At 64.5% G+C, this 24,843-nt stretch carries 20 protein-coding genes; 11 read left to right on the top strand and 9 right to left on the bottom strand.

The window, feature by feature from the left end; genetic code table 11:
- Positions 1-104 precede the first annotated feature (104 nt).
- The 3 genes from mazG to OUY36_RS14270 all read left to right on the top strand — a co-directional run bounded on the left by mazG (position 105) and on the right by OUY36_RS14270 (position 1,853).
- Entirely contained in the window at positions 105-935 is an 831-nt protein-coding gene (gene mazG / locus OUY36_RS14280) for a nucleoside triphosphate pyrophosphohydrolase (protein ID WP_152481482.1), read from the top strand.
- 112 nt (positions 936-1,047) lie between these two features.
- The gene (locus OUY36_RS14275) at positions 1,048-1,587 is read left to right on the top strand and encodes a DUF2058 domain-containing protein (protein WP_003303991.1); all 540 of its coding nucleotides are present in this window, start codon (positions 1,048-1,050) and stop codon (positions 1,585-1,587) included.
- 104 nt (positions 1,588-1,691) lie between these two features.
- Positions 1,692-1,853, top strand: a complete 162-nt coding sequence (locus tag OUY36_RS14270; RefSeq protein ID WP_162621543.1) for a hypothetical protein — start codon at positions 1,692-1,694, stop codon at positions 1,851-1,853.
- Positions 1,854-1,915: 62 nt separating this feature from the next.
- Here the strand turns inward: OUY36_RS14270 and OUY36_RS14265 are convergent, their stop codons facing one another.
- A complete protein-coding gene (locus OUY36_RS14265) occupies positions 1,916-3,250 on the bottom strand; it encodes an erythromycin esterase family protein (RefSeq protein WP_267934800.1) in 1,335 nt (444 codons plus the stop codon).
- Between the two features lie 191 nt (positions 3,251-3,441).
- Between OUY36_RS14265 and OUY36_RS14260 the strand changes: the two genes are divergently transcribed.
- The gene (locus tag OUY36_RS14260) at positions 3,442-3,675 is read left to right on the top strand and encodes a hypothetical protein (RefSeq protein WP_063539920.1); all 234 of its coding nucleotides are present in this window, start codon (positions 3,442-3,444) and stop codon (positions 3,673-3,675) included.
- Here the strand turns inward: OUY36_RS14260 and pdeM are convergent.
- From pdeM to mfd, 8 genes are all read right to left on the bottom strand, one after another.
- Positions 3,653-4,342 carry a ligase-associated DNA damage response endonuclease PdeM gene (gene pdeM / locus OUY36_RS14255; protein WP_110776471.1) on the bottom strand — a complete coding sequence of 230 codons (690 nt, stop codon included), beginning with the start codon at positions 4,340-4,342 and terminating at the stop codon, positions 3,653-3,655. The genes OUY36_RS14260 and pdeM overlap by 23 nt on opposite strands.
- A gap of 31 nt (positions 4,343-4,373) precedes the next feature.
- Complete coding sequence (locus OUY36_RS14250) at positions 4,374-7,070, bottom strand: ligase-associated DNA damage response DEXH box helicase (RefSeq protein WP_267934799.1); 2,697 nt, start codon at positions 7,068-7,070, stop codon at positions 4,374-4,376.
- Complete coding sequence (locus tag OUY36_RS14245) at positions 7,067-8,773, bottom strand: ATP-dependent DNA ligase (RefSeq protein WP_267934797.1); 1,707 nt, start codon at positions 8,771-8,773, stop codon at positions 7,067-7,069. The genes OUY36_RS14250 and OUY36_RS14245 overlap by 4 nt, the downstream gene beginning before the upstream one ends.
- 55 nt (positions 8,774-8,828) lie before the next feature.
- Positions 8,829-9,845 carry a ligase-associated DNA damage response exonuclease gene (locus OUY36_RS14240; RefSeq protein ID WP_208216309.1) on the bottom strand — a complete coding sequence of 339 codons (1,017 nt, stop codon included), beginning with the start codon at positions 9,843-9,845 and terminating at the stop codon, positions 8,829-8,831.
- Positions 9,846-9,945: 100 nt separating this feature from the next.
- Positions 9,946-10,515: a hypothetical protein gene (locus OUY36_RS14235; protein ID WP_267938180.1), complete on the bottom strand. Its 570-nt coding sequence runs from the start codon at positions 10,513-10,515 to the stop codon at positions 9,946-9,948.
- Between the two features lie 133 nt (positions 10,516-10,648).
- A complete protein-coding gene (locus OUY36_RS14230) occupies positions 10,649-12,979 on the bottom strand; it encodes a DEAD/DEAH box helicase (RefSeq protein WP_267934796.1) in 2,331 nt (776 codons plus the stop codon).
- Between the two features lie 74 nt (positions 12,980-13,053).
- Entirely contained in the window at positions 13,054-13,572 is a 519-nt protein-coding gene (locus tag OUY36_RS14225; protein ID WP_110776477.1) for a peptidoglycan binding protein CsiV, read from the bottom strand.
- Complete coding sequence (gene mfd, locus OUY36_RS14220; protein WP_267934794.1) at positions 13,573-17,019, bottom strand: transcription-repair coupling factor; 3,447 nt, start codon at positions 17,017-17,019, stop codon at positions 13,573-13,575. It lies immediately after the preceding gene.
- Positions 17,020-17,177: 158 nt separating this feature from the next.
- On the opposite strand from mfd, the gene OUY36_RS14215 reads away from it, so the two are divergent.
- The 7 genes from OUY36_RS14215 to nqrF all read left to right on the top strand — a co-directional run bounded on the left by OUY36_RS14215 (position 17,178) and on the right by nqrF (position 24,824).
- The gene (locus tag OUY36_RS14215; protein WP_084904578.1) at positions 17,178-18,629 is read left to right on the top strand and encodes a glyceraldehyde-3-phosphate dehydrogenase; all 1,452 of its coding nucleotides are present in this window, start codon (positions 17,178-17,180) and stop codon (positions 18,627-18,629) included.
- A 337-nt stretch (positions 18,630-18,966) separates the two neighbouring features.
- A complete protein-coding gene (locus OUY36_RS14210) occupies positions 18,967-20,304 on the top strand; it encodes a Na(+)-translocating NADH-quinone reductase subunit A (RefSeq protein ID WP_156243744.1) in 1,338 nt (445 codons plus the stop codon).
- 3 nt (positions 20,305-20,307) lie between these two features.
- The gene (locus OUY36_RS14205; RefSeq protein WP_102840153.1) at positions 20,308-21,519 is read left to right on the top strand and encodes an NADH:ubiquinone reductase (Na(+)-transporting) subunit B; all 1,212 of its coding nucleotides are present in this window, start codon (positions 20,308-20,310) and stop codon (positions 21,517-21,519) included.
- A complete protein-coding gene (locus OUY36_RS14200) occupies positions 21,512-22,306 on the top strand; it encodes a Na(+)-translocating NADH-quinone reductase subunit C (protein WP_102840154.1) in 795 nt (264 codons plus the stop codon). The genes OUY36_RS14205 and OUY36_RS14200 overlap by 8 nt, the downstream gene beginning before the upstream one ends.
- Positions 22,303-22,977, top strand: coding sequence for an NADH:ubiquinone reductase (Na(+)-transporting) subunit D (locus OUY36_RS14195; protein ID WP_174214559.1), 675 nt, complete (start codon positions 22,303-22,305; stop codon positions 22,975-22,977). Before OUY36_RS14200 ends, OUY36_RS14195 begins: the two co-directional genes overlap by 4 nt.
- On the top strand, positions 22,977-23,585 hold the full coding sequence (gene nqrE / locus OUY36_RS14190; protein WP_014820916.1) for an NADH:ubiquinone reductase (Na(+)-transporting) subunit E: 609 nt from the start codon (positions 22,977-22,979) through the stop codon (positions 23,583-23,585). Before OUY36_RS14195 ends, nqrE begins: the two co-directional genes overlap by 1 nt.
- A 12-nt stretch (positions 23,586-23,597) precedes the next feature.
- The gene (nqrF, locus tag OUY36_RS14185; protein ID WP_174214587.1) at positions 23,598-24,824 is read left to right on the top strand and encodes an NADH:ubiquinone reductase (Na(+)-transporting) subunit F; all 1,227 of its coding nucleotides are present in this window, start codon (positions 23,598-23,600) and stop codon (positions 24,822-24,824) included.
- The last annotated feature ends 19 nt before the right edge of the window (positions 24,825-24,843 follow it).

Genomic DNA, 24,843 nt, shown 5'->3' with positions numbered 1-24,843 from the left:
TACGCGCCCCGATCCACCCTACAATCGGCCTGACATCCGTAGGGTGGATGTCGCTTTTTACATCCACCGGAACGCCGCTGCGATAGCCCGGCTTGAGGAATCCCATGTACCAACTCCCCGATCTGCTGCACCTGATGGCCCGGCTGCGCGATCCGCAGCATGGCTGCCCCTGGGATCTGCAGCAGAACTACGCGAGCATCGTCCCGCACACGCTGGAAGAGGCCTATGAGGTGGCCGATGCCATCGAAAGCGGCGACTTCGATCATCTGCCCGGCGAGTTGGGTGACCTGCTGTTTCAGGTCGTCTACTACAGCCAGCTGGCACGGGAGGAGGGGCGCTTCGACTTCGCCACGGTGGTCGATGCCATCACCCGCAAGCTGGTGCGCCGTCATCCCCACGTCTTCCCCGATGGCGACCTGTATGGCTCGCCGGAGCTGCCGCGGCTCGATGAGGCGGCGATCAAGCAGCGCTGGGAGGAGATCAAGGCCGAGGAGCGTGCCGAGAAAGCTGCCGCTCCTGAACAGCTGTCGTTGCTTGACGATGTCCCGAGCGCGCTGCCGGCGCTCAGTCGGGCCGCCAAGCTGCAGAAGCGTGCCGCCCAGGTTGGTTTCGACTGGCCCGAGGCACTGCCGGTGGTGGACAAGGTGCGCGAGGAACTCGGCGAGGTGCTGGAGGCGATGAGCGAGAACGACCCGCAGGCCATCGCCGAGGAGCTGGGCGATTTGCTGTTCGTGGTGGTCAACCTGGCCCGCCATCTCAAGGTCGATCCGGAAAACGCCCTGCGCGCGGCCAACGGCAAGTTCGAGCGGCGCTTCCGCTTCATCGAACAGGCCTTGCGCGAAGCGGGACGGCCCATCGAGAGCTGCGATCTCGAAGAGCTCGATGGGCTCTGGGGTGAAGCGAAGAAGGCCGAACGATCGCCGTCCTGCGGCTAACCGCACTTTCCAGGCTGGATGTGGATTTTCACATCCACCACAATGCCGCTCGGTGGACGGCTGACGCGTCCACCTGCGTCCCACTTGAATTCACGACGAGACGAGCCGAAACATGAGTCTTTCCCTCCGTGATCAGCTGCTCAAAGCCGGGCTGGTCAACGAAAAGCAGGCCAAGCAGGCCGTCAAGCAGAAGCAGAAGCAGCAGCGCCTGGAGAAAAAGGGCCAGGTCGAGAAGGACGATTCGCAGCGCGAAGCGGCGCTGAAGGCCCAGGCCGAGAAGCTCGCCCGCGATCAGGAGCTCAACCGCCAGCAGCAGCAGAAGGCCGAGCAGAAGGCCCGTGCAGCGCAGATCAAGCAGTTGATCGAGACCAGCCGTCTGCCGAAGCTGACCACCGAGGATTACTACAACTTCGTCGACGACAAGAAGGTCAAGCGCCTGTCGGTCAACAAGCTGATGCGTGACAAGCTGGCCAGCGGCTCGCTGGCAATCGTGCGCCACGGCGGCGGCTACGAGGTCATTCCGCGCGAGGCTGCGCTGAAGATTCAGGAGCGCGACCCGCAGCGCGTGGTGCAACTCAACACCCGCACCGAAGAGCCGGATGCCGACGATCCGTACGCCGCCTATCAGGTTCCGGACGACCTGATGTGGTGATCCACAGGGGCAGCGTCGCCCGACGGAAGGTTGGATAGAAAGCGCCTGCCCCGACCTCTACTACAGACCTGCCCGCGTTGCGGGTGCACGCAGTGGAGGACATCATGCCCGCTCAATCGCTTCGCTATATCCCCAACCCAGACAGCCAATACTGGCTTGCCGCCGGCGTGCCGGGCGACCCGGAGGAGCCGGGCGTGCCGACTCAGCCGTCGGAGCCCGGTGAACCCACCGTGCCGGATCAGCCGCCGCCAGCGCCGGTGGCGTAAGCCGGTCGACTGTCTCTTCTTGCGTGACCGCGTCGCAGCGCTCCAGCGCCGCGACGCATGCTTCATTCGCCGAACGGGTAGGTATCCGGTACGACGCTCGAGTCGATGTCCTGCGGGCCGATGGGCATTACCGCCTGCGTCTGTTCAAGCCAGATCAACGCATCGAACTGCTCGGCGAGAATGGCTCGGAAGTAGTGGCTCTGCCGCTCGGTCAGCGGCCGGTAGATGACGCCGATCGCGCGCTCCAGTCGGGGATGGCTGAGCGCTTCGCGCAGTTCGTCGCGATCATCGCGCCAGTCGGTCAGTGAGGCCGGCACGCCGGCGCGCAGAAAGAGCTGCTCCCAGCTGTCCGGCCGCGACGGGTTGACCTGCTTGATCTGCATTGGCTCGTCCCAGTTGTCCGCAGCGGCCACCTCGCCGCGATCGGTCGCCATGCCGATCAGCACGGCATCGCGCCCGAAGGCGGTGCGGCAAAGCTCGCCGATGTTGAGCTCGCCACCCCAGCCCATCGACGTCGCCGCTGCATTGCCAATATGCGAGTTGTGCGCCCAGATGACCGCTTTGGCGTTTGCCCCGCGATGGTCGAGCAGGGCCCGCAGCGTGTCGAACATATGCCGGTCGCGCAGGTTCCAGGATTCCGTCGAGCCGCGGTACATCGCCCGGTAGTAGCTCTCAGCGGCCAGTACCACCCGTGCGTTGCGTTCGGCATTGAAGAACCGTTCGCCATCCTGGCCGATGTACTCGAGGCGTTGAGCGAGCAGGGCCTGCAACTGCTCGATCACCGCGTTTTCGCAGGTTGGCTGACCGAGCATGACGTTGCGGCCATAGATGGCCGGGTCTTCCTGCCAGGGGCTCAGGCAGCCATAGCGCTGGCGTGCATCTGCCGCAGCTTCAGGGTCGGTATGGTCGAGGTAACGCAGCACCTCGCGGATCGAGCTGCCGAGGCTGTAGACATCCAGGCCGCGAAACTCGACGCGCCGTGACGCATCCAGCGCCGCATTGTGCTCGCGCAGCCAGTGGACGAAAGCCTCGACTTCGCGGTTGCGCCACATCCAGGTCGGGAAGCGTTTGAAGGCATCCTCTGTCCAGGCGACCGATTCACGCTGACGACAGTAGCAGTCGATTCGCGCGGCATCGGGCCAATCCGCCTCGACCGCGACGATGGAAAAACCATGGCGCTCGATCAGGCGCTGGGTGATCGCAGCCCGGGCGCGGTAGAACTCGGAGGTGCCATGGCTGGCTTCACCGATCAGCACCACCCGAGCGTCGGCGAAGCGTTCGAAGCTATCGGCGAAGCGTGGATCATCCAGTGTGGGCAGCGGCTCGGCGTGCTGGCGCAGCAAGCTCACCAAATGCTCTTCGGACGGTTCGGTAATGCGCAGAGGCGAGGCGTTCATGTTCCCGACTCCTTGGTGTTTGAATACGGATGACCGGGGCGTCCGCATGGTTGTTCCTGGCAATTCAATTAAAGCTGCTAACTTTGAAGTGAGGGACCGAACTGCCGACGCCGGATGGGTCTAAAAACTTACAAAAACCAAAATGGGCGTTATTACGTTCACACGGGTTTCTTTAAGGCGAGGGGCATTCCATGACGACCTGGATCATTGCGTACAACAAAGACGGCAACACTTCGATGCTGAAGATCGACTCCGAACACCAGCCGGACATCGACGATGCGGTCGAACTGGTGACGCGCAAGGCGGAAGAGCTCTATCCGGATCAGGAGATCGAGCATGAACACGATCCCGATCTGGAGGACACCCCCGCCACACGCCTGGCCGAGCGCTACGGCATCACCATCACCGGTATCTCCCAGGCCTGACCGGGACCTGGCGCGCCACCGGCCATACCTCCCCATCTCCCACCACATAGATTCGCCAGTTGTCTTCGGTTGCCACCGTCATCGTGCCGGTGAAGCTGCCGAAGGCTGGCAGCAGGCTGAGTCGTTCGCCGATGCAGAAGCAGGGCAGGCGCAGGCGCTGGCGCCCGCGACCCTGTAGCGGGAAGGCAGGGTGAACGTGGCCAGCCAGCACGTGGTGGCTGGGGTGCGGCTGCGGTTCGTGCTGCAGCGCGTACGGGCCGAGCAGCAGCGGCTCGTTCACCACCTCAATGCCGAGCTGCGCCGGCGGGTCCCCCGCACGGCGGTCGTGGTTGCCGCGCACCAGGGTGATGGCCAGCTGGGGATGGCGCGAGCGCCATTCGGCCAGGCGCGCAAGCGTGGCCGGCGCGTGGGATTCAGGGGCGTGCAGGAAGTCGCCGAGAAAGATCAGCTGGCGGCAGCAGTATCGGGCCAGCAGGCCGTCCAGCTGGCGCAGGTTGGCATCGGTAGTGCCATGAGGCACAGGCTGGCCGAGGCGACGATAGGCTGCGGCCTTGCCGAAATGGATGTCGGCCACCAGCAGAGCCTGCTGTGCGGGCCAGTAGATCGCCTTTTCCGCCAGCAGCCAGAGCGTGGCACCGGCCAGTTCGATGGGCTGGTAGGCGTTCATGATCCGTCGGTTCGTCCTGTGCTTTGGTTCATCAGGCGGGTTTGGCCTTCTTTGTGCGCGGCGTGCCGTCCTTGCGTGCGCGCGGCTTGCGGGCGCGCGGGGCGTCGCGCTCGACGGTGATCGTCGATTGTGGCTCGGGCTGGTAGCCGCCGGGACCGGCAGCCTTGTCCAGCTCCGCCACCATGCGACGGATGCGGTCGGCGAGCTTCTCCGAAGTCATGCTTTCGCGAAAGCGCTCGACCATCAGCGGAAAGGCCAGCGGGGTCGCGCGCCTGACCTGATGGACGTCCAGACGGCGCTGTTGCAGGCGTTGCAACGTCTGCTGCAAGCGCTCGACTTCCAGCTCCTGGCGCAGCACCTCTTCCTCGGCCTGGGTCAGCAGCAGATTGTCCGGATCGTACTGGCGGAACACATCGAAGAACAGGCCGCTGGAGGCCTGCAGCTGGCGCGCGCTCTTCTGCGCACCCGGGTAGCCGGAGAACACCAGCCCGGCGATGCGTGCGATCTCGCGAAAACGGCGACGCGCCAGCTCACTGGCATTGAGGCTGGCGAGCACGTCGTGCAGCAGGTCGTTTTCGCTGAAAAGCTCCGGCGTCAGCCAGTGCAGCCAGTCCACCTCGGTGGCCGAAAGCAGTTCGAAGCCATAGTCGTTGACCGCGATGGAGAAGGTCAGCGGTTGACGCTGGCCCATGCGCCAGGCCAGCAGACTGGCCAGACCCAGGTGCACATGGCGCCCGGCGAAGGGGTAGAGGAACAGGTGCCAGCCTTCACGGGACTTCATCAACTCGGCCAGCAAGGTGGTCTTGGTGGGCAGCGCCGACCAGTCCATCTGGACGCGAAGCAGCGGTTCGACCAGGCGCATTTCGGGCGTGCTGAACTGCTCGTGCGAGGCAGCACCGAGCTGCTCGATCACGGCATCGGCCAGCTCGCTGGATAGCGGCATGCGCCCGCCGTTCCAGCGCGGCACGGCAGCCTTCTTGCCCGTCGCGCGGCTGACGTAGGCGGTCATGTTCTCGACCCGCACCAGCTCCAGCAGGCGACCGCCGAAGAGGAAGTTGTCGCCGGGGCGCAGGCGTGCGATGAAACCTTCCTCGATGCTGCCCAGCGAACGCCCGCTGCCGCCCTTGGCCCAGAACTTCACCGTCAGGCTGGCGTCGCTGACGATGGTGCCGATGCTCATGCGATGGCGCAGCGCCACGCGGCGACTGGGCACTTTCCAGAGACCGGTTTCATCCGGCTCGACCCGTTGATAGTCGGGGTAGGCCGTCAGCGAATGCCCGCCATGGCGGACGAAGGCCAGCGCCCATTGCCAGTGCTCGTCGGTCAGCTCCCGGTAGGACCAGGCCTGGCGCACCTCGGCGAACAGCTCATCCGGGCGGAAGCCGCCGCCCAGCGCCATGCTCACCAAGTGCTGCACCAGCACGTCGAGCGGGCGATGCGGTGCGCTGCGGGCCTCGATGCGACGCTCGGCGATGGCCACCTGGGCGGCGGCGGCTTCCACCACCTCCACGCTGTGGGTGGGCACCAGGGTGACCCGCGAGGTCCGCCCCGGCGCGTGTCCGGAGCGGCCGGCGCGCTGCATCAGCCGCGCCACGCCCTTGGGCGAGCCGATCTGCAAAACACGCTCGACCGGCAGGAAATCCACGCCCAGATCCAGGCTGGAGGTGCAGACCACGGCCTTGAGCGCGCCCTGCTTGAGGCCCAGTTCGACCCAGTCGCGCACCTCGCGCGCCAGCGAGCCGTGGTGCAGGGCGATCAACCCGGCCCAGTCTGGCCGCGCATCCAGCAGCGCCTGATACCAGATTTCCGACTGCGAACGGGTATTGGTGAACACTAGGGTGGTCGCGGCGGAATCGATCTCTTCGACCACCTGCGGCAGCATGCGCAGGCCGAGATGACCGGCCCAGGGGAAGCGCTCGATGCTCGGCGGCAGCAGGGTGTCGACGCGCAGCTCCTTGTCCATCTTGCCCTGCACCAGCCTGCCGCTGCCGGGGTGCAGCAGCACGTCCAGCGCGTGGGGCTGGTTGCCGAGGGTGGCGGAAAGGCCCCAGACGATCAGCTCCGGCATCCACTGGCGCAGGCGTGCCAGTGCCAGTTGCAGTTGCACGCCGCGCTTGTTGCCCAAGAGCTCGTGCCATTCGTCCACCACCAGCATGCGCAAACCGGCGAAGGCCTGGCGCGCATCGGCGCGGGTCAGCAGCAGGGTCAGGCTTTCCGGCGTGGTGACCAACGCGCTGGGCAGACGCCGTCCCTGCCGCGCACGTTCGGCACCGCTGGTATCGCCGGTGCGCAGACCGACACTCCAGCCGATGCCGAGGTCGTCCAGTGGTGCCTGCAGGGCGCGGGCGGTGTCGGCGGCCAGTGCGCGCATCGGGGTGATCCAGAGCACCGTCAAAGGCGCCGGCTTGTCCGTCGCGGTGGGAGAGGGTGCCTTGGTCGCAAAGCGATTCAGGGCTCCGAGCCAGACGGCGTAGGTCTTGCCGGAGCCGGTGGTGGCGTGCAGCAGGCCCGATTCGCCACCGCCTATCGCTTGCCAGACCTCCTGCTGGAACGGGAAGGGTTGCCAGGCACGGCTGGAAAACCAGCCCGCAGCGAGGCTCTCGGCCCCGCTCCTCACCCCCGGCCCCTCTTCCTGAGGGAGTGGGTGATGATCGTGTGGCTGCTCGACTCGGCTCTTGGGAGAGGATTGGAATGAGGGCCGAGCGGGTGCCGGGTGCCTTGGTTTCATCCCAGCAATTCCCGCAGGGTGGCCAGGGTATCGGCTTCCTCCACCGGTTTGTCGAGGCGCCAGCGCAGCATGCGTGGGAAGCGCACGGCGATGCCGCTCTTGTGGCGGCTGCTGGCGGCGATGCCTTCGAAGCCGAGTTCGAACACCAGGGTCGGGGTGACGCTGCGCACCGGACCGAACTTCTCCACGGTGGTCTTGCGAACGATGGCGTCGACCTTGCGCATCTCCTCGTCGGTGAGGCCGGAATAGGCCTTGGCGAAGGGCACGAGCTTGCGCTCCGGGTCGCCCGGCTCGCCGTCCCAGACGGCAAAGGTGTAGTCGGTGTAGAGGCTGGCGCGGCGGCCATGACCGCGCTGGGCATAGATCAGCACCGCATCGACGGAGTAGGGATCGATCTTCCATTTCCACCAGACGCCAACGTCCTTGGTCCGACCGACGCCGTACTGGGCCGCGCGCGCCTTGATCATCATGCCTTCCACGCCCAGCGCGCGTGAGGCTTCGCGCTGGCGGGCCAGATCCTGCCAATCCGCTCCGCTCACCAGTGGTGACAGCATCAGCTGCGGGCTCGGGCATTGGCTCACGACCGCCTCGAGCTGCTGACGACGTTCGCGGTGCTCGCGCTGCCGCCAGTCGTCGCCCTGCCATTCCAGCAGGTCGTAGGCGAGGACTGCGACCGGGGCGTCCTGCAGGACCTTGGCGGTCAGGTTCTTGCGGCCGATGCGCTGTTGCAGCAGGGCGAAGGGCTGCACGCCGAAGGCGCCGGCGCTGGGCTCGCCGGTGCTGGCGGCGTCGAACAGCTCGCCGGCCGGGGGCTTCGGGGCATGCTTCCAGACCAGGATCTCGCCATCGATCACCGTGCCGTCGGGCAGGCAGCGGGCCAGTTCGCACAGCTCGGGAAAGCGCTCGCTGACCAGTTCCTCACCGCGCGACCATACCCAGATCTGCCCGTCGCGCTTGACCAGCTGGGCGCGGATGCCATCCCACTTCCATTCGATGAACCAGTTGTCCGGCGCGCCAAGCAGCGTGTCGAACGTGTCTACCGGGGCCTGCAGCGCATGAGCGAGAAAGAACGGGTAAGGCTGGCCACCGCGCTGGGCATGCTCATGCTCGGATTCTTCGGCGATCAGCGCGCGGTAGCCCTCGGCGCTGGGCCGATGGGACAGGTCGGTGTAGCCGACCAGGCGCTGCGCGACGCGCTTGGGGTCGAGGTCGGCCAACGAGGCCAGCGCGCGGGTGACCAGCAGCTTCGACACGCCGACGCGAAAGGCGCCGGTGATCAGCTTGATGCAGACCATCAGGCTGAGCCGGTCCAGCTGTGTCCAGAGCGCCGGCAAGCGTTCGGCCAGCTCCTCCGGCGGCAGGCCGCGCAGCTGTAGCAGTCGGTCCTGCATCCACACGGCCAGCCCGTCCTCGGAGCTGTGTTCGGCCTCGGGCATCAGCAGCGAGATGGTTTCGGCCATGTCGCCAACGGCCTGGTAGCTTTCCTCGAACAGCCATTCAGGCAAGGCCGCCGCCTGCATGGCGGTTTCGCGCAGGACGCGGGTCGGGACCAGTTGACGCGGGCGACCGCCGGCCAGGAAGTAGACCGCCCAGGCAGCGTCGGCCGGATCGGCCGCGCGAAAGTAGTCGCGCATGGCCGCGAGCTTGGCGTTGCTCGACGTGGTGGCGTCCAGGCGGCTGTAGAGCGTGGCGAAGGCTTTCATACGGCGCCTCCGCTTCGGCGGTCGCGGCGGCACGGGCGAGCGGCGTGGCCTTCAATCATGCGGCGCCCTCCGTCGCGGTATCGTCCTCTTCGCCGTATTCGGTCGCGAAGGCCTGGGCATCGAGGCCGCGCATTTCGCGCAGGTAGCGCACCAACACCGCAACGGAGCCATGGGTGACCATCACTCGTTCGGCACCGGTCTGCTCGATGGCCCAGAGCAGGCCTGGCCAGTCGGCATGGTCGGAGAGCACGAAGCCGCGGTCGACGCCGCGGCGACGGCGGGTGCCGCGCAGCATCATCCAACCGCTGGCGAAGGCGTCGGCGTAGTCACCGAAGCGGCGCATCCAGGTGCTGCCGCCAGCCGAGGGCGGGGCGAGGATGATGGCGTGCTTCAAGCGCGGATCGCCCCTCTTCAGGTCGCCGGCATACACCGTCGGCGGCAAATAGATGCCGCCCTCGCGGTAGACCTTGTTCAGCGGCTCCACCGCGCCATGCACGACGATCGTGCCGATGCTTTCATCCAATCCGTGCAGGATGCGCTGCGCCTTGCCGAAGGCATAGCAGAACAGCACCGAGACGCGCCCGGCCGCGGCGTTGGCGCGCCACCAGTCATTGATCTCGCGGAAGACCTCGGTTTGCGCCGGCCATTTGTAGATCGGCAGGCCGAAGGTCGATTCGGTGATGAAGGTATGGCAGCGCACCGGCTCGAACGGCGCGCAGGTGCCGTCCGGCTCGACCTTGTAGTCACCCGAGGCGACCCAAACCTCGCCCTTGTATTCCAGGCGCACCTGGGCCGAGCCGAGCACATGGCCAGCGGGATGGAAGCTGAGCTTTACGCCGTGATGCTCGATGGATTCGCCATAGGCCAGCGTCTGCAGCGGCATGTCGGCGGCGATGCGCGAACGCAGGATGCCTTCGCTGTCGCTGGAAGCCAGGTAATGGCCCATCCCCCAGCGCGCGTGGTCGCCATGGGCATGGGTGATGACGGCGCGATCGACCGGCCGCCAGGGGTCGATATAGAAATCACCGGGCGGGCAATACAGCCCTTCGGGGCGGGCAACGACAAGATCCATGAGTACAGGCGCTTTGCGGGCTTGTAGGTTTGGAGCATGGTGTGGCGCTGCGAGTTCGCCCGGTACGACGGCGGGCTGAAGCTCGCCGGCTGTTGCGCCGTCAGTCCGCCAGCTTGAGGTGCGATATGTCCGGCTTGGGCCCGTCGACGGCGCGCGGCACCTCGCCCATGTCGCTGCCCACCGGAGCCAGGCTGAATTGCGAAAGGTCCACGCGCGGGGCCTCGGGTTCGGGGCGGGCGTCCTGCAGGTCGACGCCAACCGGTGCGATACCGAAGTCCGGCGCCTCGACGTCGCTGAAGGCGGCCATGTATTCATCCCGCGGCGTCACCTTCAGTGCGCCAGGTGTCTCGCCGGGCCGAGCCGTTGCAGGTGCGGTGCCCGCAGGGGGAGCGGAAGGGGTGGCGGCTGGTGGCGGCGCCAGTTCGATCTCCTCGACATCCACCGGCATCGGTTTGACCTCGACCTGGGCACCGGCGCGCTCCATGGCCTGGCGGTATTTTTCCACCGCAGCGAAGTCCAGGTTCTGCTTGATCACGATGCGCCGCCCGGAGAACAGCAGCGCGATGCGCTGGGCGTCGGCCTGGAACAGCCTGGTCAGGTTGGCTTCGACCTGTTCGAGCTTCGCGCCGGGGAGCAGCTGGCCGGAAAAGGCAATCTCGTAGAGGCTCATGGGTTGCTCCTTGTAGCGCTGGCGGGTGGGGACGGCCATGCCGTCGTCTGGTGAGAAGTTAAACGAGGTGGCGATGATCTGGCAAAGCGCGAAATGCTGCGCTTGTCGGCGTCACAACTTCGCCAGGCATGGCTCAAGGCAGCGGCGCGAACAGCGCTTCGATGTCCTGCTCGGCCAGCTGCCAGCCGCCTTCACCGCTGCCCTCCAGCACGCCGGCGGCCAGCTCGGCCTTGCGCGCCTGCAGCTCGCGGATACGCTCCTCGACGGTGCCGCGGGTGATCAGACGATAGACGAACACAGGCTTGTCCTGGCCGATGCGATAGGCGCGGTCGGTAGCCTGGTTCTCGGCAGCGGGGTTCCACCAGGGGTCGTAATGGATCACCGTGTCGGCGGCCGTCAGGTTCAGTCCGGTGCCGCCGGCCTTCAGGCTGATGAGAAACAGCGGCACTTCGCCGGCCTGGAAGCGTTCGACCGGCGTGCGTCGATCATCGGTCTCGCCGGTCAGCTTGACGTAGGTGATGCCGCGCTTGAGCAGCGCCTGTTCGATCAGCGCCAGCATCGAGGTGAACTGGGAAAACAGCAGCACGCGGCGTCCTTCGCTCATCAGCTCGTCGAGCATGTCCAGCAGGCTGTCCAGCTTGCCCGAGCTGCTGCCGCGAGACGTCGCAACGGCATCGCCCTTGAGCAGGCGCAGATCGCAGCAGACCTGACGCAGCTTGAGCAGCGCCTCGAGGATGACCATCTGGCTGCGCGCCAGGCCCTTGCGCTCGATTTCATCGCGGACCTTGCGGTCCATGGCCAGGCGTAGCGTCTCGTAGCGTTCGCGCTGGGCGGGCGACAGCTCGACCCAGTGGACGAACTCGTTCTTGGCCGGCAGCTCGGTGGCCACCTGTTCCTTGGTGCGGCGCAGCAGGAACGGCCGGAGGCGCGCGCGCAGATGTGCCAGACGGGCCTCGTCGCCATGCTTCTCGATGGGGTTGCGGTAATCCTGGGTGAAGCGCCGCGCATCGCCGAGCCAGCCGGGCATGAGGAAGTGGAACAGCGACCATAGCTCGCCCAGGTGGTTTTCCAATGGCGTGCCGGTCAGGCACAGCCGTTGCCGGGTCTGCAGCTCGCGCACCGCCTGGGCGGCCTTGCTGGAGGGGTTCTTGATGTGCTGCGCCTCGTCGAGGATCAGCAGATGCAGCGGTTGCTCGCGCAGCACGGCGATGTCGCGTGTGAGCAGGGCGTAACTGGTCAGCAACAGGTCATGATCGGCGAGTTCGGCGAAGTGCTTCTGTCGGCCGCTACCGGTAAGCGTCAGCAGACGCAGCCCAGGCGCGAAGCGGGCCGCTTCATCCTGCCAGTTGGGGATCAGGCTGGTGGGCATCACTACCAGCGCAGGGCGATCCAGGCGTCCGGCCTGCTTTTCGGCGAGGATGTGCGCCAGGCTCTGCAATGTCTTGCCGAGACCCATGTCATCGCCGAGGATGCCGCCGGCGCCCAGTTCGCGCAGGGTCTGCATCCAGGCCAGGCCCTGCAGCTGGTAGGGCCGCAGGGTGGCGTTCAGCGCGCTCGGCGGTTGGCCAGGCTGAGTGCCTGGGCTGTGCAGACGTCGGGCGAATGCACGCAACCGCTCGCCTCCGCGCCAGTGTGCTGCCACGCTTTCTAGACCGGCCAGGCGTGCGCCGTCGGCCTTGCTCAGACGCAGCGCGGTGCCGTCCATCGGCTCGCGCATATAGAGTTCGCCAAGGGTCGCCAGGATCGGCTTGATGCGGGCGAAGGGCAGGGCGACCTGCAGCGGTTGTCCGTCGCTTCCGCCCGGTCGCTCCAGCTGCACGCGCAGTTGCTCGTCATCGCCCCGCTGGGCCAGTGCTCGCGGCGTGAGCAGCTGAGGGCTCTGGCGGATCAGGCGCAGGAGCACGGGCAGGATGCCGACGCGCTGGCCACCGACGACGATACCGAGGTCGAGGTCGAACCAGTCGTCCGCCGCGGACTCGTCGATCTCGGCGTACCAGGCGTCGATGGCGGTCAGGTCGTAGGCGAAGCCCGGGTGAATGTCGATCTGCCAGCCCTGGCGACGCAGCTCCGGCAGCTGCTGCTGGACGAACCTGATCCAGGCCTCTTCGCCGGGCAGCTGGAACATCTCCGCCGACTCCTTCGGCAAGGCCAGGCTCTGGCGCAACGCGGGACGGAAGCCCAGCTGCTCCAGTTGCTTGCGCAATGCCTGCTCGGCCTGCGGCTGGCGGGCGATGAGCTGGAGCTCGTCGTCCGCCGGATGGCGAATGCGCTCGCCGTCGCGCTTGCCATGCACGCGCGCTGAGCCATAGAGAAACGCCAGGCCCGCCCGGTGCTGGTATTCGCTGACCATGCGCCGGTTGCCGGGCTGGTAGTTGGTCGCCAGATGGCTGCCCAGGCTGAGCAGCGGCACCGGCGCGAGATCGTCGATCCGCCGCTCCGGGCGCGAAGGCAGTGCTGGGACCAAGGTTCAGGCCCCCGCTGCAGGGATGCGATGCCGCCGCCGGCCAGCCGCTCCGGCGGGGCGCAAAGGCGACAGGCTCATAGCCGCCTGAGCTCGATCAGCAGCCCGAGGCTGTCGTGATCGATGTAGGTCAGCCGGCCGGGTACCAGGCGGACCCGCTGTGTCAGGCGTTCGCTGGCGAGCAGCTGGCCGTACCCGCCGAAGCGGTTGACCCAGAACGTCATGTCCGTCTGCATGTAGCGGCCCGGTCGCAGCTTCAGCGTGCCCTGGATCGGATAGTGCTCGAAGTGGCGCTGGCCCTGGTGAATGGCGATGGCCGGGCCGTCGTCGCTGACCGGCTGTTGCCAGGCGCGGTGCAGCAGCACCTGATAACCCTGTTCCGGGGTCAGCCGGGCGGCGATGTGCTCCAGCGCCGGCTGCCGCTCGGCGCGGCGCTCCAGCGGCCGGGCTTGCCGCGTCCAGTCGTAAGGCGCGTGCTGGCTGGCCTCCAGCGGCGTGGCGTGGCGGAATAGGATCAGCTCGACGCGATACAGCGCCTCGGCGTGCACCTGCGGCGCCAGCCACAATAACAACAGGGCCAGATAGCGACGCGGCATCTAGGAACCTTGCTCGTTGGGCGCCAGCCGCTCAAGCAGCGCTTCCAGGGTGTTGAAGCGCTCCTCGGGACGCTCCATGGGCACCTGGAATTTGAACAGCGTGGCGCCTTCGAACTTGTAGCGGTTCGGCTGGCTCTGGATCAGTTTGATCAGCACCATTGGATCGACCGAGGTGTCGGCCGAGAACTCGATGCGTCCGCCTTGCGGGCCGGCGTCGATCTTGGTGATGCCCAGCTTTTCGGCCTGCAGCTTGAGCAGGGTCAGGCGCACCAGGTTCTTGGTCGGTTCGGGCAGCAGGCCGAAGCGGTCGATCATCTCAACCTGCAGTTCCTTCAGGCCGTCCTCATCGGCGGCGTTGGCGATGCGCTTGTAAAGAATCAGGCGCGCATGCACGTCCGGCAGATAGTCCTCGGGGATCAGTGCCGGTAGGCGCAGGTTGATTTCCGGGCCGCCACCGAGCGGCTGCTCCAGGTTTGGCTGTTCGCCCTTGCGGATGGCCTTGACCGCGCGCTCGAGCATCTCCATGTAGAGGGTGAAGCCGACGGCCTGGATCTGCCCGCTCTGGCCTTCGCCGAGCAGCTCGCCGGCACCGCGGATCTCCAGGTCGTGGGTGGCCAGGACGAAGCCGGCCCCGAGGTCCTGGGCGTTGGCGATGGCTTCCAGACGCTTCTGCGCATCATCGGTCATGGCCTTGCGCGGTGGGGTGAGCAGATAGGCATAGGCCTGGTGATGGCTACGGCCGACGCGGCCGCGCAGCTGGTGCAGCTGGGCCAGGCCGAACTTGTCGGCGCGCTCGATGATGATGGTGTTGGCACTGGGCACATCGATGCCGGTTTCGATGATGGTCGAGGCCACCAGCACGTTGAAGCGCTTGTGGTAGAAGTCGCTCATCACCTGCTCGAGGTCGCGTTCGCGCATCTGTCCGTGGCCGATGGCGATGCGTGCCTCGGGTACCAGTGCCTGCAGGTCGGCGGCGCACTTCTCGATGGTCTTGACGTCGTTGTGCAGGTAATAGACCTGGCCGCCACGCAGCAGCTCGCGCAGCAGCGCTTCCTTGATGGTCGGGTTGTTGGCCTCCATGACGAAGGTGCGCACCGACAGCCGGCGCGCCGGTGGCGTGGCGATGATCGACAGGTCGCGCATGCCGGCGATGGACATGTTCAGCGTGCGCGGAATCGGCGTGGCGGTCAGGGTGAGGATGTCCACCTCGCTGCGCAGCGCCTTGAGCTGCTCCTTCTGGCGTACTCCGAAGCGATGTTCCTCGTCGATGATGACCAGGCCCAGGTTGCTGAACTTGACGTCGTCCTGCAGCAGCTTGTGGGTGCCGATGAGGATGTCGATCTTGCCTTCAGCCAACTCGGTGATGGCGTTCTGCACTTCCTTGGCCGACTTGAAACGGCTCATCACCTCGACCCGTACCGGCCAGTCGGCGAAGCGGTCGCGGAAGCTGTTGTAGTGCTGCTGGGCGAGCAGGGTGGTCGGTACCAGTACGCCGACCTGTTTGCCGCCATGCACGGCGATAAAGGCGGCGCGCATGGCGACTTCGGTCTTGCCGAAGCCGACGTCGCCGCAGACCAGACGGTCCATCGGCTTGGCCGAGAGCAGGTCCTCGCGCACCGCGTCGATGGCGGCCTGCTGGTCTGGCGTTTCCTCGAAGGGGAAGCCGGCGGCGAAGGTTTCGTAGTCGACCTGCGGGTCCTTGAAGGCATAGCCCTGGCGCGCGGCGCGGCGGGCGTAGATGTCGAGCAGTTCTGCAGCCACGTCGCGCACCTGCTCGGCGGCCTTGCGCTTGGCTTTCTGCCAGGTTTCCGAGCCGAGCTTGTGCAGTGGCGCCAGGGCGTCGTCGCTGCCGGTATAGCGGGCGATCAGATGCAGGCTGGCGACCGGCACGTAGAGCTTGGCCTCGTCGGCGTACTGCAGCAGGAGGAATTCCTGTGCCTGGCCTTCGATTTCCAGGGTGACCAGCCCCTGATAGCGGCCGACCCCGTGATCGATATGCACCACCGGTGCGCCTTCGCGCAGCTCGGTAAGGTTCTTGATGACGTTGTCGCCGCCGTCGCGACTCTTCTCACGCCGCCGGCGTTGCATGACGCGCTGGCCGAACAGCGGGCTTTCCGCGACCAGGGCGACTTCGTTCAGCAGCAAGCCTTCGTCGAGCGGGGCGATGGCGATCGCCAGCCGCTCCTCGCTGGCGAGGAACCCGTCCCAGCCTTCGACTTCCTGCGGGCGCAGCTTCAGGCGCGCCAGCAGCTCCAGCAGCACTTCGCGGCGCCCGGCGGACTCGGCGGTGAACAGCACGCGCCCCGGAAAGCCGTCGAGGAACTGGCGCAGCTTGCCCAGTGGCTCGCTGGCCTTGGATTCGATCGCCAGTTCCGGCAGGGGCTGCGCAGGGAAGCGCTCGCGGCCGATACCCGGTTCCACGTCCTGCTGGCTGGCAACCACCCGCGGCCACAGCTTCAGTCGGGCGAAGCAGTCTTCCACCGGCATGAACAGCTCGGCCGGCGGCAGCAGCGGACGCTCAGGATCGACGCGGCGCTCCTCGTAGCGATTGCGCACGTCGTTCCAGAACTGCTCGGCGGCCTGCTCGATGCCGGGCAGGGAGAACACCTGGCTGTCTTCGGGCAGATAGTCGAAGAGGGTCGCCGTCTCCTCATAGAAGAGCGGCAGGTAGTATTCGATACCGGCAGGCGTGATGCCGGTGGACAGGTCCTGGTAGATCGGGCAGCGGCGGAAATCGACGTCGAAACGCTCGCGGAAACGTGCGCGGAAGCCGGTGACCGCTTCCTTCTTCAGCGGAAATTCCCGGGCCGGCAGCAGGCGGATCGACTCCACCTTGTCGATGGAACGCTGATTCTCTGGATCGAAGGTGCGCAGGGTTTCGATCTCGTCATCGAACAGGTCGATGCGGTAGGGCAGGGCGCTGCCCATGGGGAACAGATCGATCAACGCGCCCCGCACGGCAAACTCGCCATGTTCGTAGACCGTGTCCACGCAGCGATAACCGGCCGCTTCCAGACGCAGGCGCATCTGCTCGACATCCAGCTTCTGCCCCACATCCAATACCAGGCTCGAACCGAGCAGAAAGCGCTTCGGCGCCAGCCTGTGTAGGGCTGTGGTGATCGGCACTACCAGTACGCCATGGCTCAGCTCTGGCAGCTGGTAGAGCGTGGCGATGCGCTGGGAAACGATGTCCTGGTGCGGCGAAAACAGGTCGTAGGGCAGCGTTTCCCAATCCGGAAAATGCAGAACCGGCAGCTCCGGGGCGAAGAAGGCGAGCTCTTCCTGCAGGCGCTCGGCGCTCTGGCTGTCGGCGGTGAGGAGGAGCGTGAAGCGTTCGGCGTTGTTGGCTGCTTCGGCAATCGCCAGGCTCAGCGCGGCTCCTGGAAGATTGCCCCAGTGTTGCTTGCCGCTGGCGGCAGGCAGAGGGGGAAGGCGCAAGACGGACACGAGTGGGCGTGGCTCCGATCAAAAAATAGGCCGCCGGGATTGTAACTATCGAGGTGCTCGGCTGTCAGTGTTTCGTCCGCTGCAGATTGCCGGCGCTAGGGTGCGCCGTCATAATGTAGCCCCTTTTCTCAGCCCCTACATGTTGGAAGGAACTGCCCGTGACTCAGAAGCCCGACCAGTGTCTTGGTGAATGGATTGACCGCGAAGCCCTCGCCGAAGCGATGATTCCGCTGATTGGTCAGCTGTATCGCAACAACAACGTGGTGACTTCGATCTACGGTCGTGGCCTGATCAACCGTTCGGTGATCGCCATCCTCAAGGCGCACCGTTTCGCCCGTCACCGCATCGCCGACGAAACCGAGCTGTCGGTGCATGACACCTTCCAGATCCTCAAGACCATGAGCGAGATGAACCTCGGCGCCGCCTCGGTCGATCTCGGCAAGCTGGTCGCCAAGTACAAGGAAGCCGGCAACGGCCGCAGCCTCGAGCAGTTCGTGCGCGAGGAGCTGGCCGAGGTCGCCGACAAGCGTCACGCGGCTACCGGGCACAAGGGCACTGACGTCGTGTTGTACGGCTTCGGCCGCATCGGCCGGCTGCTGGCGCGCATCCTGATCGAGAAGACCGGTGGTGGCGACGGCCTGCGCCTGCGTGCCATCGTCGTGCGCAAGGGCGCCGACAACGATCTGGTCAAGCGCGCCAGCCTGCTGCGTCGCGACTCGGTGCATGGTCCTTTCGATGGCACCATCACCATCGATGAAGAGAACAACACCATCACCGCCAACGGCAATCTGATCCAGGTGATCTACTCCAACGATCCGGCCTCGGTCGACTACACCCAGTACGGCATCGAGAATGCACTGCTGGTGGACAACACCGGCAAGTGGCGCGACGCCGAAGGTCTGGGTCAGCACCTCAAGTGCCCGGGCGTCGCTCGCGTCGTATTGACCGCGCCAGGCAAGGGTGAGCTGAAGAACATCGTGCATGGCATCAACCATGGCGACATCACCGCCGACGACAAGATCATCTCTGCCGCGTCCTGCACCACCAACGCCATCGTGCCGGTGCTCAAGGCGGTGAACGATCAGTACGGTATCGTCAACGGTCACGTCGAGACCGTGCATTCCTACACCAACGACCAGAACCTGATCGACAACTTCCACAAGGGCAGTCGTCGTGGTCGTAGCGCCGCGCTGAACATGGTCATCACCGAGACCGGTGCCGCCACTGCAGCCGCCAAGGCGCTGCCGGTGCTCAAGGGCAAGCTGACCGGCAACGCCATCCGCGTGCCGACGCCGAACGTGTCCATGGCCATCCTCAACCTGAACCTCGAGAAAGCCACCAGCCGTGACGAGATCAATGAGTACCTGCGCCAGATGGCCATGCACTCTGACCTGCAGAAGCAGATCGACTTCGTCAACTCGCAGGAAGTTGTATCCACTGATTTCGTCGGTTCGCGTCATGCCGGCGTAGTGGACGCCGAGGCGACCATCTGCAACGACAACCGCGTCGTGCTGTACGTCTGGTACGACAATGAGTTCGGTTACAGCTGCCAGGTCGTGCGCGTGATGGAGGACATGGCCGGGGTCAACCCGCCAGCCTTCCCGCGTTAAGCGCTGCGGGAAGTGACAAATAACGGGAGCCTCGGCTCCCGTTTTTCATTTTCTGGACGGCTGGTCTCGTGTTGCGACCGGGCTAGCCTGAGCCGTCGCCCGCCCGACCCGCCACCGTGCTTCGGTATTTTTGCTTCTCTTGTTTCGAGTCAAAAATCCGCAATGCTTGGGTGGTCAGTCAAGGTGCGCGACCTCTATAATCGGGCGGATTTTTTACCTGGGTCCGCGACATGGTGTCGCGCCAATAACCTATTGGCGCGCGCGGCGCAATCCTACTTTGCGCCATGCCGCTGGATCTGCAAAAAAAGCTTTCTAAAATCAGTGGTTAGGCAAACCGATGATCAATATAAAACGAGGGCTCGATCTGCCCATAGCCGGTGCCCCGGCGCAGCGTATCGAGGCCGGCAGGCCCGTGCGCAGCGTCGCGGTCATTGGCTTCGACTATCCGACGATGAAGCCGACCATGGCCGTTCAGGTCGGTGATCGGGTCAAGCTGGGGCAGCTCCTTTTTTCCGACAAGAAGTCGCCGGGCGTAAACTACACCGCGCCCGGTGCCGGCGTTGTCAGTGCGGTGCATCGCGGCGAGAAGCGTGTGCTGCAATCGGTGGTCATCGACCTCGATGGCGATGAGGAAGTCACCTTCGCGAGCTATTCTCCAGCCCAGCTGGATGGTCTGAGCAGCGAGCAGGTGCGTGAAAACCTGCAGCAGTCCGGCCTGTGGACCGCGCTGCGCACGCGTCCGTTCAGCAAGGTCCCGGCGATCGATGCCACGCCTGCCTCGATTTTCGTCACCGCCATCGATACCCATCCGTTGGCCGCTGATCCTGCGGTGATCATCGCCGAACAGGCGGAAGCCTTCGAGGCAGGTCTGAAGGTGCTCGGCAACCTGGCCAAAGTGTTCCTGTGCAAGGCGCCGAATGCCTCGCTGCCTGGCGAGTCCCTGGCCAAGGTTCAGGTCGAAAGCTTCAACGGTCCGCATCCTGCCGGGCTGGCTGGCACGCACATTCACTTCCTCGATCCGGTCAGCGCCAGCAAGAGCGTCTGGACCATCGGTTATCAGGACGTGATCGCGGTCGGCAAGCTGTTCACCAGCGGCCGTCTGTCGGTCGAGCGCGTCGTTTCCCTGGCCGGCCCGGTGGTCGAGCAGCCACGTCTGGTTCGTGCCCGTCTCGGCGCCAATCTCGACGAGCTGACCGCCGGTGAGCTGCAGCCCGGCGCCAACCGCGTCGTATCAGGCTCGGTGCTCGGCGGTCGTACCGCTCACGGCGCGTTCGCCTACCTTGGTCGCTATCACCAACAGGTGTCGTGCCTGCGCGAAGGTAAAGAGCGCGAGATGCTGCACTACCTGCGTGCCGGTGTGGAGAAGCACTCGATCCTCAACATCTATATCTCCAAGCTGATGGGTGGCAAGAAGTTCGCCTTCTCCACATCCACCAACGGCAGTCCGCGCGCCATGGTGCCGGTGGGCAACTACGAGGAGGTCATGCCTCTGGACGTGCTGCCGACCCAGCTGCTGCGCGCCCTGATCGTGGGCGACACCGAGGTGGCGCAGAAGCTCGGCTGCCTGGAACTGGATGAAGAAGATCTGGCGCTGTGCACCTACGTCTGTGCCGGCAAGTACGAATACGGCCCGATCCTGCGGGACAATCTGACCCGCATCGAGAAGGAGGGTTAAGGCATGGGCATTCGCGCATTCCTCGACAAGATCGAGCATCACTTCGAAAAAGGCGGCAAGTACGAAAAGTGGTACGCACTGTACGAAGCGGCCGACACCTTCCTCTATCGTCCCGGTAGCGTCACTAAGACCACCGCTCATGTGCGCGACGGCATCGACCTCAAGCGCATGATGATCACTGTCTGGTTGTGCACCTTCCCGGCGATGTTCTTCGGTATGTGGAACACCGGCTATCAGGCCAACCTGATCTACGCGCAAAGCCCCGATCTGCTGGCTGCCCAGGAAGGCTGGCGGTTCGCACTAATCGGTGCACTGGCCGGCTTCGATCCCAACAGCCTGTGGGACAACTTCATCCAGGGCGCGGCTTACTTCCTGCCCATCTACGCGGTGACCTTCATCGTCGGTGGTTTCTGGGAAGTGCTGTTCGCCTCGATCCGCAAGCATGAAGTAAACGAAGGCTTCTTCGTCACCTCCGTGCTGTTCGCCCTGATTCTGCCGCCGACCATTCCGCTGTGGCAGGTCGCGCTAGGCATCAGCTTCGGCGTGGTGATCGGCAAGGAGATCTTCGGCGGTACCGGCAAGAACTTCCTGAACCCGGCGCTGACCGCGCGGGCGTTCCTGTTCTTCGCTTACCCGGCGCAGATGTCCGGTGATGCTGTATGGACCGCGGTCGATGGTTATGCCGGTGCAACCGCGCTGAGCCTGGGCTTCGCCGGTGGTATCGAGAACGTTGTCCAGAGCGGCATCACCTGGATGGACGCCTTCGTCGGCACCATTCATGGCTCGATCGGTGAAACCAGCACCCTGGCGATCTTCATCGGTGGCGTCGTCCTGATCGGCAGCAAGATCGCCTCCTGGCGCATCGTCTCCGGCGTCATGCTGGGCATGATCGGTCTGAGCACGCTGTTCAACCTGATCGGCTCGGACACCAACCCGTTGTTCGGCATGCCCTGGTACTGGCATATGGTCGTCGGCGGTTTCGCCTTCGGCATGATCTTCATGGCGACCGACCCGGTGTCGGCTTCCATGACCAACACCGGCAAGTGGGTGTTCGGTGCCCTGATCGGCGTGATGGTCGTGCTGATCCGCGTGGTCAACCCCGCCTTCCCTGAAGGCATGATGCTGGCGATCCTGTTCGCCAACCTGTGTGCGCCGCTGATTGACCATTTCGTCATTCAGGCCAATATCAAGCGGAGGCTGGCACGTAATGTCTAGTCAGAAAGAATCCACCGTTCGCACGCTGACGGTAGCCCTGTTGGTCTGCCTGGTGTGCTCCATCTTCGTCGCCGGTGCCGCCGTGGCACTGCGTCCGACCCAGCAGGAAAACCGCCTGCTGGACAAGCAGCGCAGCATCCTGGCGATCGCCGGCCTCGGCGAGCCGGGCATGTCCGGTAATCAGGTCAAGCAGCTGTTCAACGAGCGCATCGTTGCTCGTCTGGTCAATCTGGAAACCGGCAAGTTCAGCGATGAATTCGATGCCAAGACCTTCGATCCGCTCGCAGCGGCCAAAGATCCTGCACTGTCCAAAGCGCTGCCGAGCGAACAGGACATCGCTTCGATCAAGCGTCGTGAGCGTTACAGCACCGTCTATATCGTCGAAGCTCAGGGCGAAGGCGAGATCGATACGCTGATTCTGCCGGTTCGCGGTTACGGTCTGTGGTCCACCCTCTATGGCTTCATGGCTGTCAAGGGTGATCTGAATACCGTTGCCGGCTTCGGCTTCTATCAGCACGGCGAAACTCCGGGCCTCGGTGGTGAGGTCGACAATCCGAAGTGGCGTGGCATGTGGCCTGGCAAGGAACTGTACGACGACAACGGCGACCTGGCCGTACAGATCGTCAAGGGCGGTGTCGACCCGCAGAGCCCGAAAGCCGACCATCAGGTCGATGCCCTGGCCGGTGCGACCCTGACCAGCAATGGTGTCAACGCGCTGTTGCACTTCTGGCTGGGCGAGAACGGCTTCGGTCCATTTATCGCTAATCTGCGCGCTGGGGAGGCTTGATCATGTCGCAACCCACTGTCAAAGAAGTTCTGCTCAATCCGATCTTCAACAACAACCCCATCGGCCTGCAGATTCTCGGAATCTGCTCGGCACTAGCGGTCACCTCCAACCTGAACACGGCGCTGGTGATGTCTGTCGCGCTGACGTTGGTGGTGGCGTTCTCCAACTTGTTCATTTCGATGATCCGCAGCCAGATCCCCAACTCGATCCGCATGATCGTGCAGATGGTGATCATTGCGTCGCTGGTGATTCTGGTGGATCAGGTGCTCAAGGCCTACGCCTTTTCGCTGTCCAAGCAGCTGTCGGTGTTCGTCGGTCTGATCATCACCAACTGCATCGTGATGGGTCGTGCCGAAGCCTTTGCCATGCAGAATCCGCCGCTGCTGTCGTTCTTCGACGGTATCGGCAACGGCCTGGGCTACAGCGCCATGCTGATCGCGCTCGGTTTCATTCGTGAGCTGACCGGCGCTGGCAAGCTTATGGGCTACACCATTCTGCCCGTGGTCAACGATGGCGGTTGGTACCAGCCTAACGGCATGATGTTGCTGCCGCCCTCGGCGTTCTTCCTCATCGGTCTGTTCATCTGGGGCATTCGTGCGTGGAAGAAGGAGCAGGTCGAGAAGCCTGCCTTCAAGATGGCGCCGCAAGTCTCTAGCAAGGAGGCTTACTAATGGAGCATTACATCAGCCTGTTCGTCCGCGCCGTGTTCATCGAGAACATGGCCCTGGCGTTCTTCCTCGGCATGTGTACCTTCATCGCGATCTCCAAGAAAGTGGAAACCGCGATCGGCCTGGGCATCGCGGTTATCGTGGTGCAGGCAATCACCGTGCCGGCCAACAACCTGATCTACACCTACCTGCTCAAAGCCGGTGCGCTGTCCTGGGCCGGCCTGCCTGAAGTCGACCTGAGCTTCCTTGGTCTGCTGAGCTATATCGGTGTGATCGCGGCGATCGTGCAGATCCTTGAGATGACGCTCGATAAGTACGTGCCCAGCCTGTACAACGCGCTGGGTGTGTTCTTGCCGCTGATCACCGTGAACTGCGCCATCATGGGTGGCACGCTGTTCATGGTCGAGCGCGACTACAACCTTGGCGAGAGCGTGGTGTACGGCATGGGCTCCGGCCTGTCCTGGGCACTGGCCATCGCGCTGCTGGCGGGTATTCGCGAGAAGCTCAAGTACAGCGATGTTCCGGATGGGCTGCAGGGGTTGGGTATCACCTTCATCACCATCGGACTGATGTCGCTGGGCTTCATGTCTTTCTCTGGCGTACAGCTGTAAGGACGGAACGAACTGATGAGTTACGAAATTTTCCTCGCCATCGGTATGTTCACCGCCATCGTGCTTGCGCTGGTGGTGATCATCCTGGCTGCGCGCGCCAAGCTGGTATCCAGCGGCGACGTGTCCATCGAGATCAACGGTGAGCGAACCATCACCGTGCCGGCCGGCGGCAAGCTGCTGCAGACGTTGGCGGCCAACAACATCTTCCTTTCTTCTGCCTGTGGCGGCGGCGGCACCTGTGCACAGTGCAAGTGCATCGTCGAGAGCGGTGGCGGCGAGATGCTGCCGACCGAGGAGTCGCACTTCACCCGCCGCGAGGCGGGCGAGGGTTGGCGCCTGTCCTGCCAGACTCCGGTCAAGGCAGACATGAAGATCGAAGTGCCGGAAGAAGTCTTCGGCGTGAAGAAGTGGGAGTGCACCGTCGAGTCGAACCCGAACGTTGCGACCTTCATCAAGGAGCTGACGCTCAAGCTGCCGGAAGGCGAGAACGTCGACTTCCGCGCGGGTGGTTATGTGCAGCTCGAGTGCCCGCCCCACGAAGTGCGTTACCGCGATTTCGACATTCAGGAAGAGTACCGCGGCGACTGGGACAAGTTCGACCAGTGGAAGTACGTGTCGAAGTGCGACGAGACCGTGATTCGTGCGTACTCCATGGCTAACTATCCGGAAGAGCGTGGCCTGGTGAAGTTCAACATCCGTATCGCTTCGCCGCCGCCGGGTCGTGACGATATTCCGCCGGGCAAGATGTCGTCCTATGTGTTCAGCCTCAAGCCGGGCGACAAGATCACCGTCTATGGTCCGTTCGGTGAGTTCTTCGCCAAGGACACCGACGCGGAGATGGTTTTCATCGGCGGTGGTGCGGGTATGGCACCGATGCGCTCGCACATTTTCGACCAGCTCAAGCGTCTGAAGTCCAAGCGCAAGATGAGCTTTTGGTACGGTGCGCGCTCCATGCGCGAAGCGTTCTACGTCGAGGAGTACGACCAGCTTCAGGCCGAGAATCCCAACTTCGAATGGCATCTGGCCCTGTCCGACCCGCTGCCTGAAGATAACTGGGATGGTCCGACCGGCTTCATCCACAACGTGCTGTATGAGAACTATCTGAAGGACCACCCGGCTCCGGAGGACTGCGAGTTCTACATGTGCGGCCCGCCCATGATGAATGCCTCGGTCATCAAGATGCTCACCGACCTGGGTGTGGAGCCGGAGAACATCCTGCTCGACGACTTCGGCGGCTAGCATGATCCGAGCTTCACTC

Source organism: Stutzerimonas sp. R40042, assembly GCF_026642215.1.
GTDB lineage: Bacteria > Pseudomonadota > Gammaproteobacteria > Pseudomonadales > Pseudomonadaceae > Stutzerimonas > Stutzerimonas frequens.
This window is presented reverse-complemented; position numbering and strand designations above follow the sequence as displayed.

Excerpts from the sequence above, each read along its gene's own strand:
- OUY36_RS14235 (WP_267938180.1), bottom strand. The coding sequence starts at position 10,515 with ATGAGCCTCTACGAGATTGCCTTTTCCGGCCAGCTGCTCCCCGGCGCG.
- OUY36_RS14275 (WP_003303991.1), top strand. The coding sequence starts at position 1,048 with ATGAGTCTTTCCCTCCGTGATCAGCTGCTCAAAGCCGGGCTGGTCAAC.
- pdeM (WP_110776471.1), bottom strand. The coding sequence starts at position 4,342 with ATGAACGCCTACCAGCCCATCGAACTGGCCGGTGCCACGCTCTGGCTG.
- OUY36_RS14260 (WP_063539920.1), top strand. The coding sequence starts at position 3,442 with ATGACGACCTGGATCATTGCGTACAACAAAGACGGCAACACTTCGATG.
- mazG (WP_152481482.1), top strand. The coding sequence starts at position 105 with ATGTACCAACTCCCCGATCTGCTGCACCTGATGGCCCGGCTGCGCGAT.
- OUY36_RS14270 (WP_162621543.1), top strand. The coding sequence starts at position 1,692 with ATGCCCGCTCAATCGCTTCGCTATATCCCCAACCCAGACAGCCAATAC.
- OUY36_RS14265 (WP_267934800.1), bottom strand. The coding sequence starts at position 3,250 with ATGAACGCCTCGCCTCTGCGCATTACCGAACCGTCCGAAGAGCATTTG.
- nqrE (WP_014820916.1), top strand. The coding sequence starts at position 22,977 with ATGGAGCATTACATCAGCCTGTTCGTCCGCGCCGTGTTCATCGAGAAC.
- OUY36_RS14200 (WP_102840154.1), top strand. The coding sequence starts at position 21,512 with ATGTCTAGTCAGAAAGAATCCACCGTTCGCACGCTGACGGTAGCCCTG.
- OUY36_RS14225 (WP_110776477.1), bottom strand. The coding sequence starts at position 13,572 with ATGCCGCGTCGCTATCTGGCCCTGTTGTTATTGTGGCTGGCGCCGCAG.
- OUY36_RS14250 (WP_267934799.1), bottom strand. The coding sequence starts at position 7,070 with ATGAAACCAAGGCACCCGGCACCCGCTCGGCCCTCATTCCAATCCTCT.
- OUY36_RS14205 (WP_102840153.1), top strand. The coding sequence starts at position 20,308 with ATGGGCATTCGCGCATTCCTCGACAAGATCGAGCATCACTTCGAAAAA.
- OUY36_RS14210 (WP_156243744.1), top strand. The coding sequence starts at position 18,967 with ATGATCAATATAAAACGAGGGCTCGATCTGCCCATAGCCGGTGCCCCG.
- OUY36_RS14245 (WP_267934797.1), bottom strand. The coding sequence starts at position 8,773 with ATGAAAGCCTTCGCCACGCTCTACAGCCGCCTGGACGCCACCACGTCG.
- OUY36_RS14240 (WP_208216309.1), bottom strand. The coding sequence starts at position 9,845 with ATGGATCTTGTCGTTGCCCGCCCCGAAGGGCTGTATTGCCCGCCCGGT.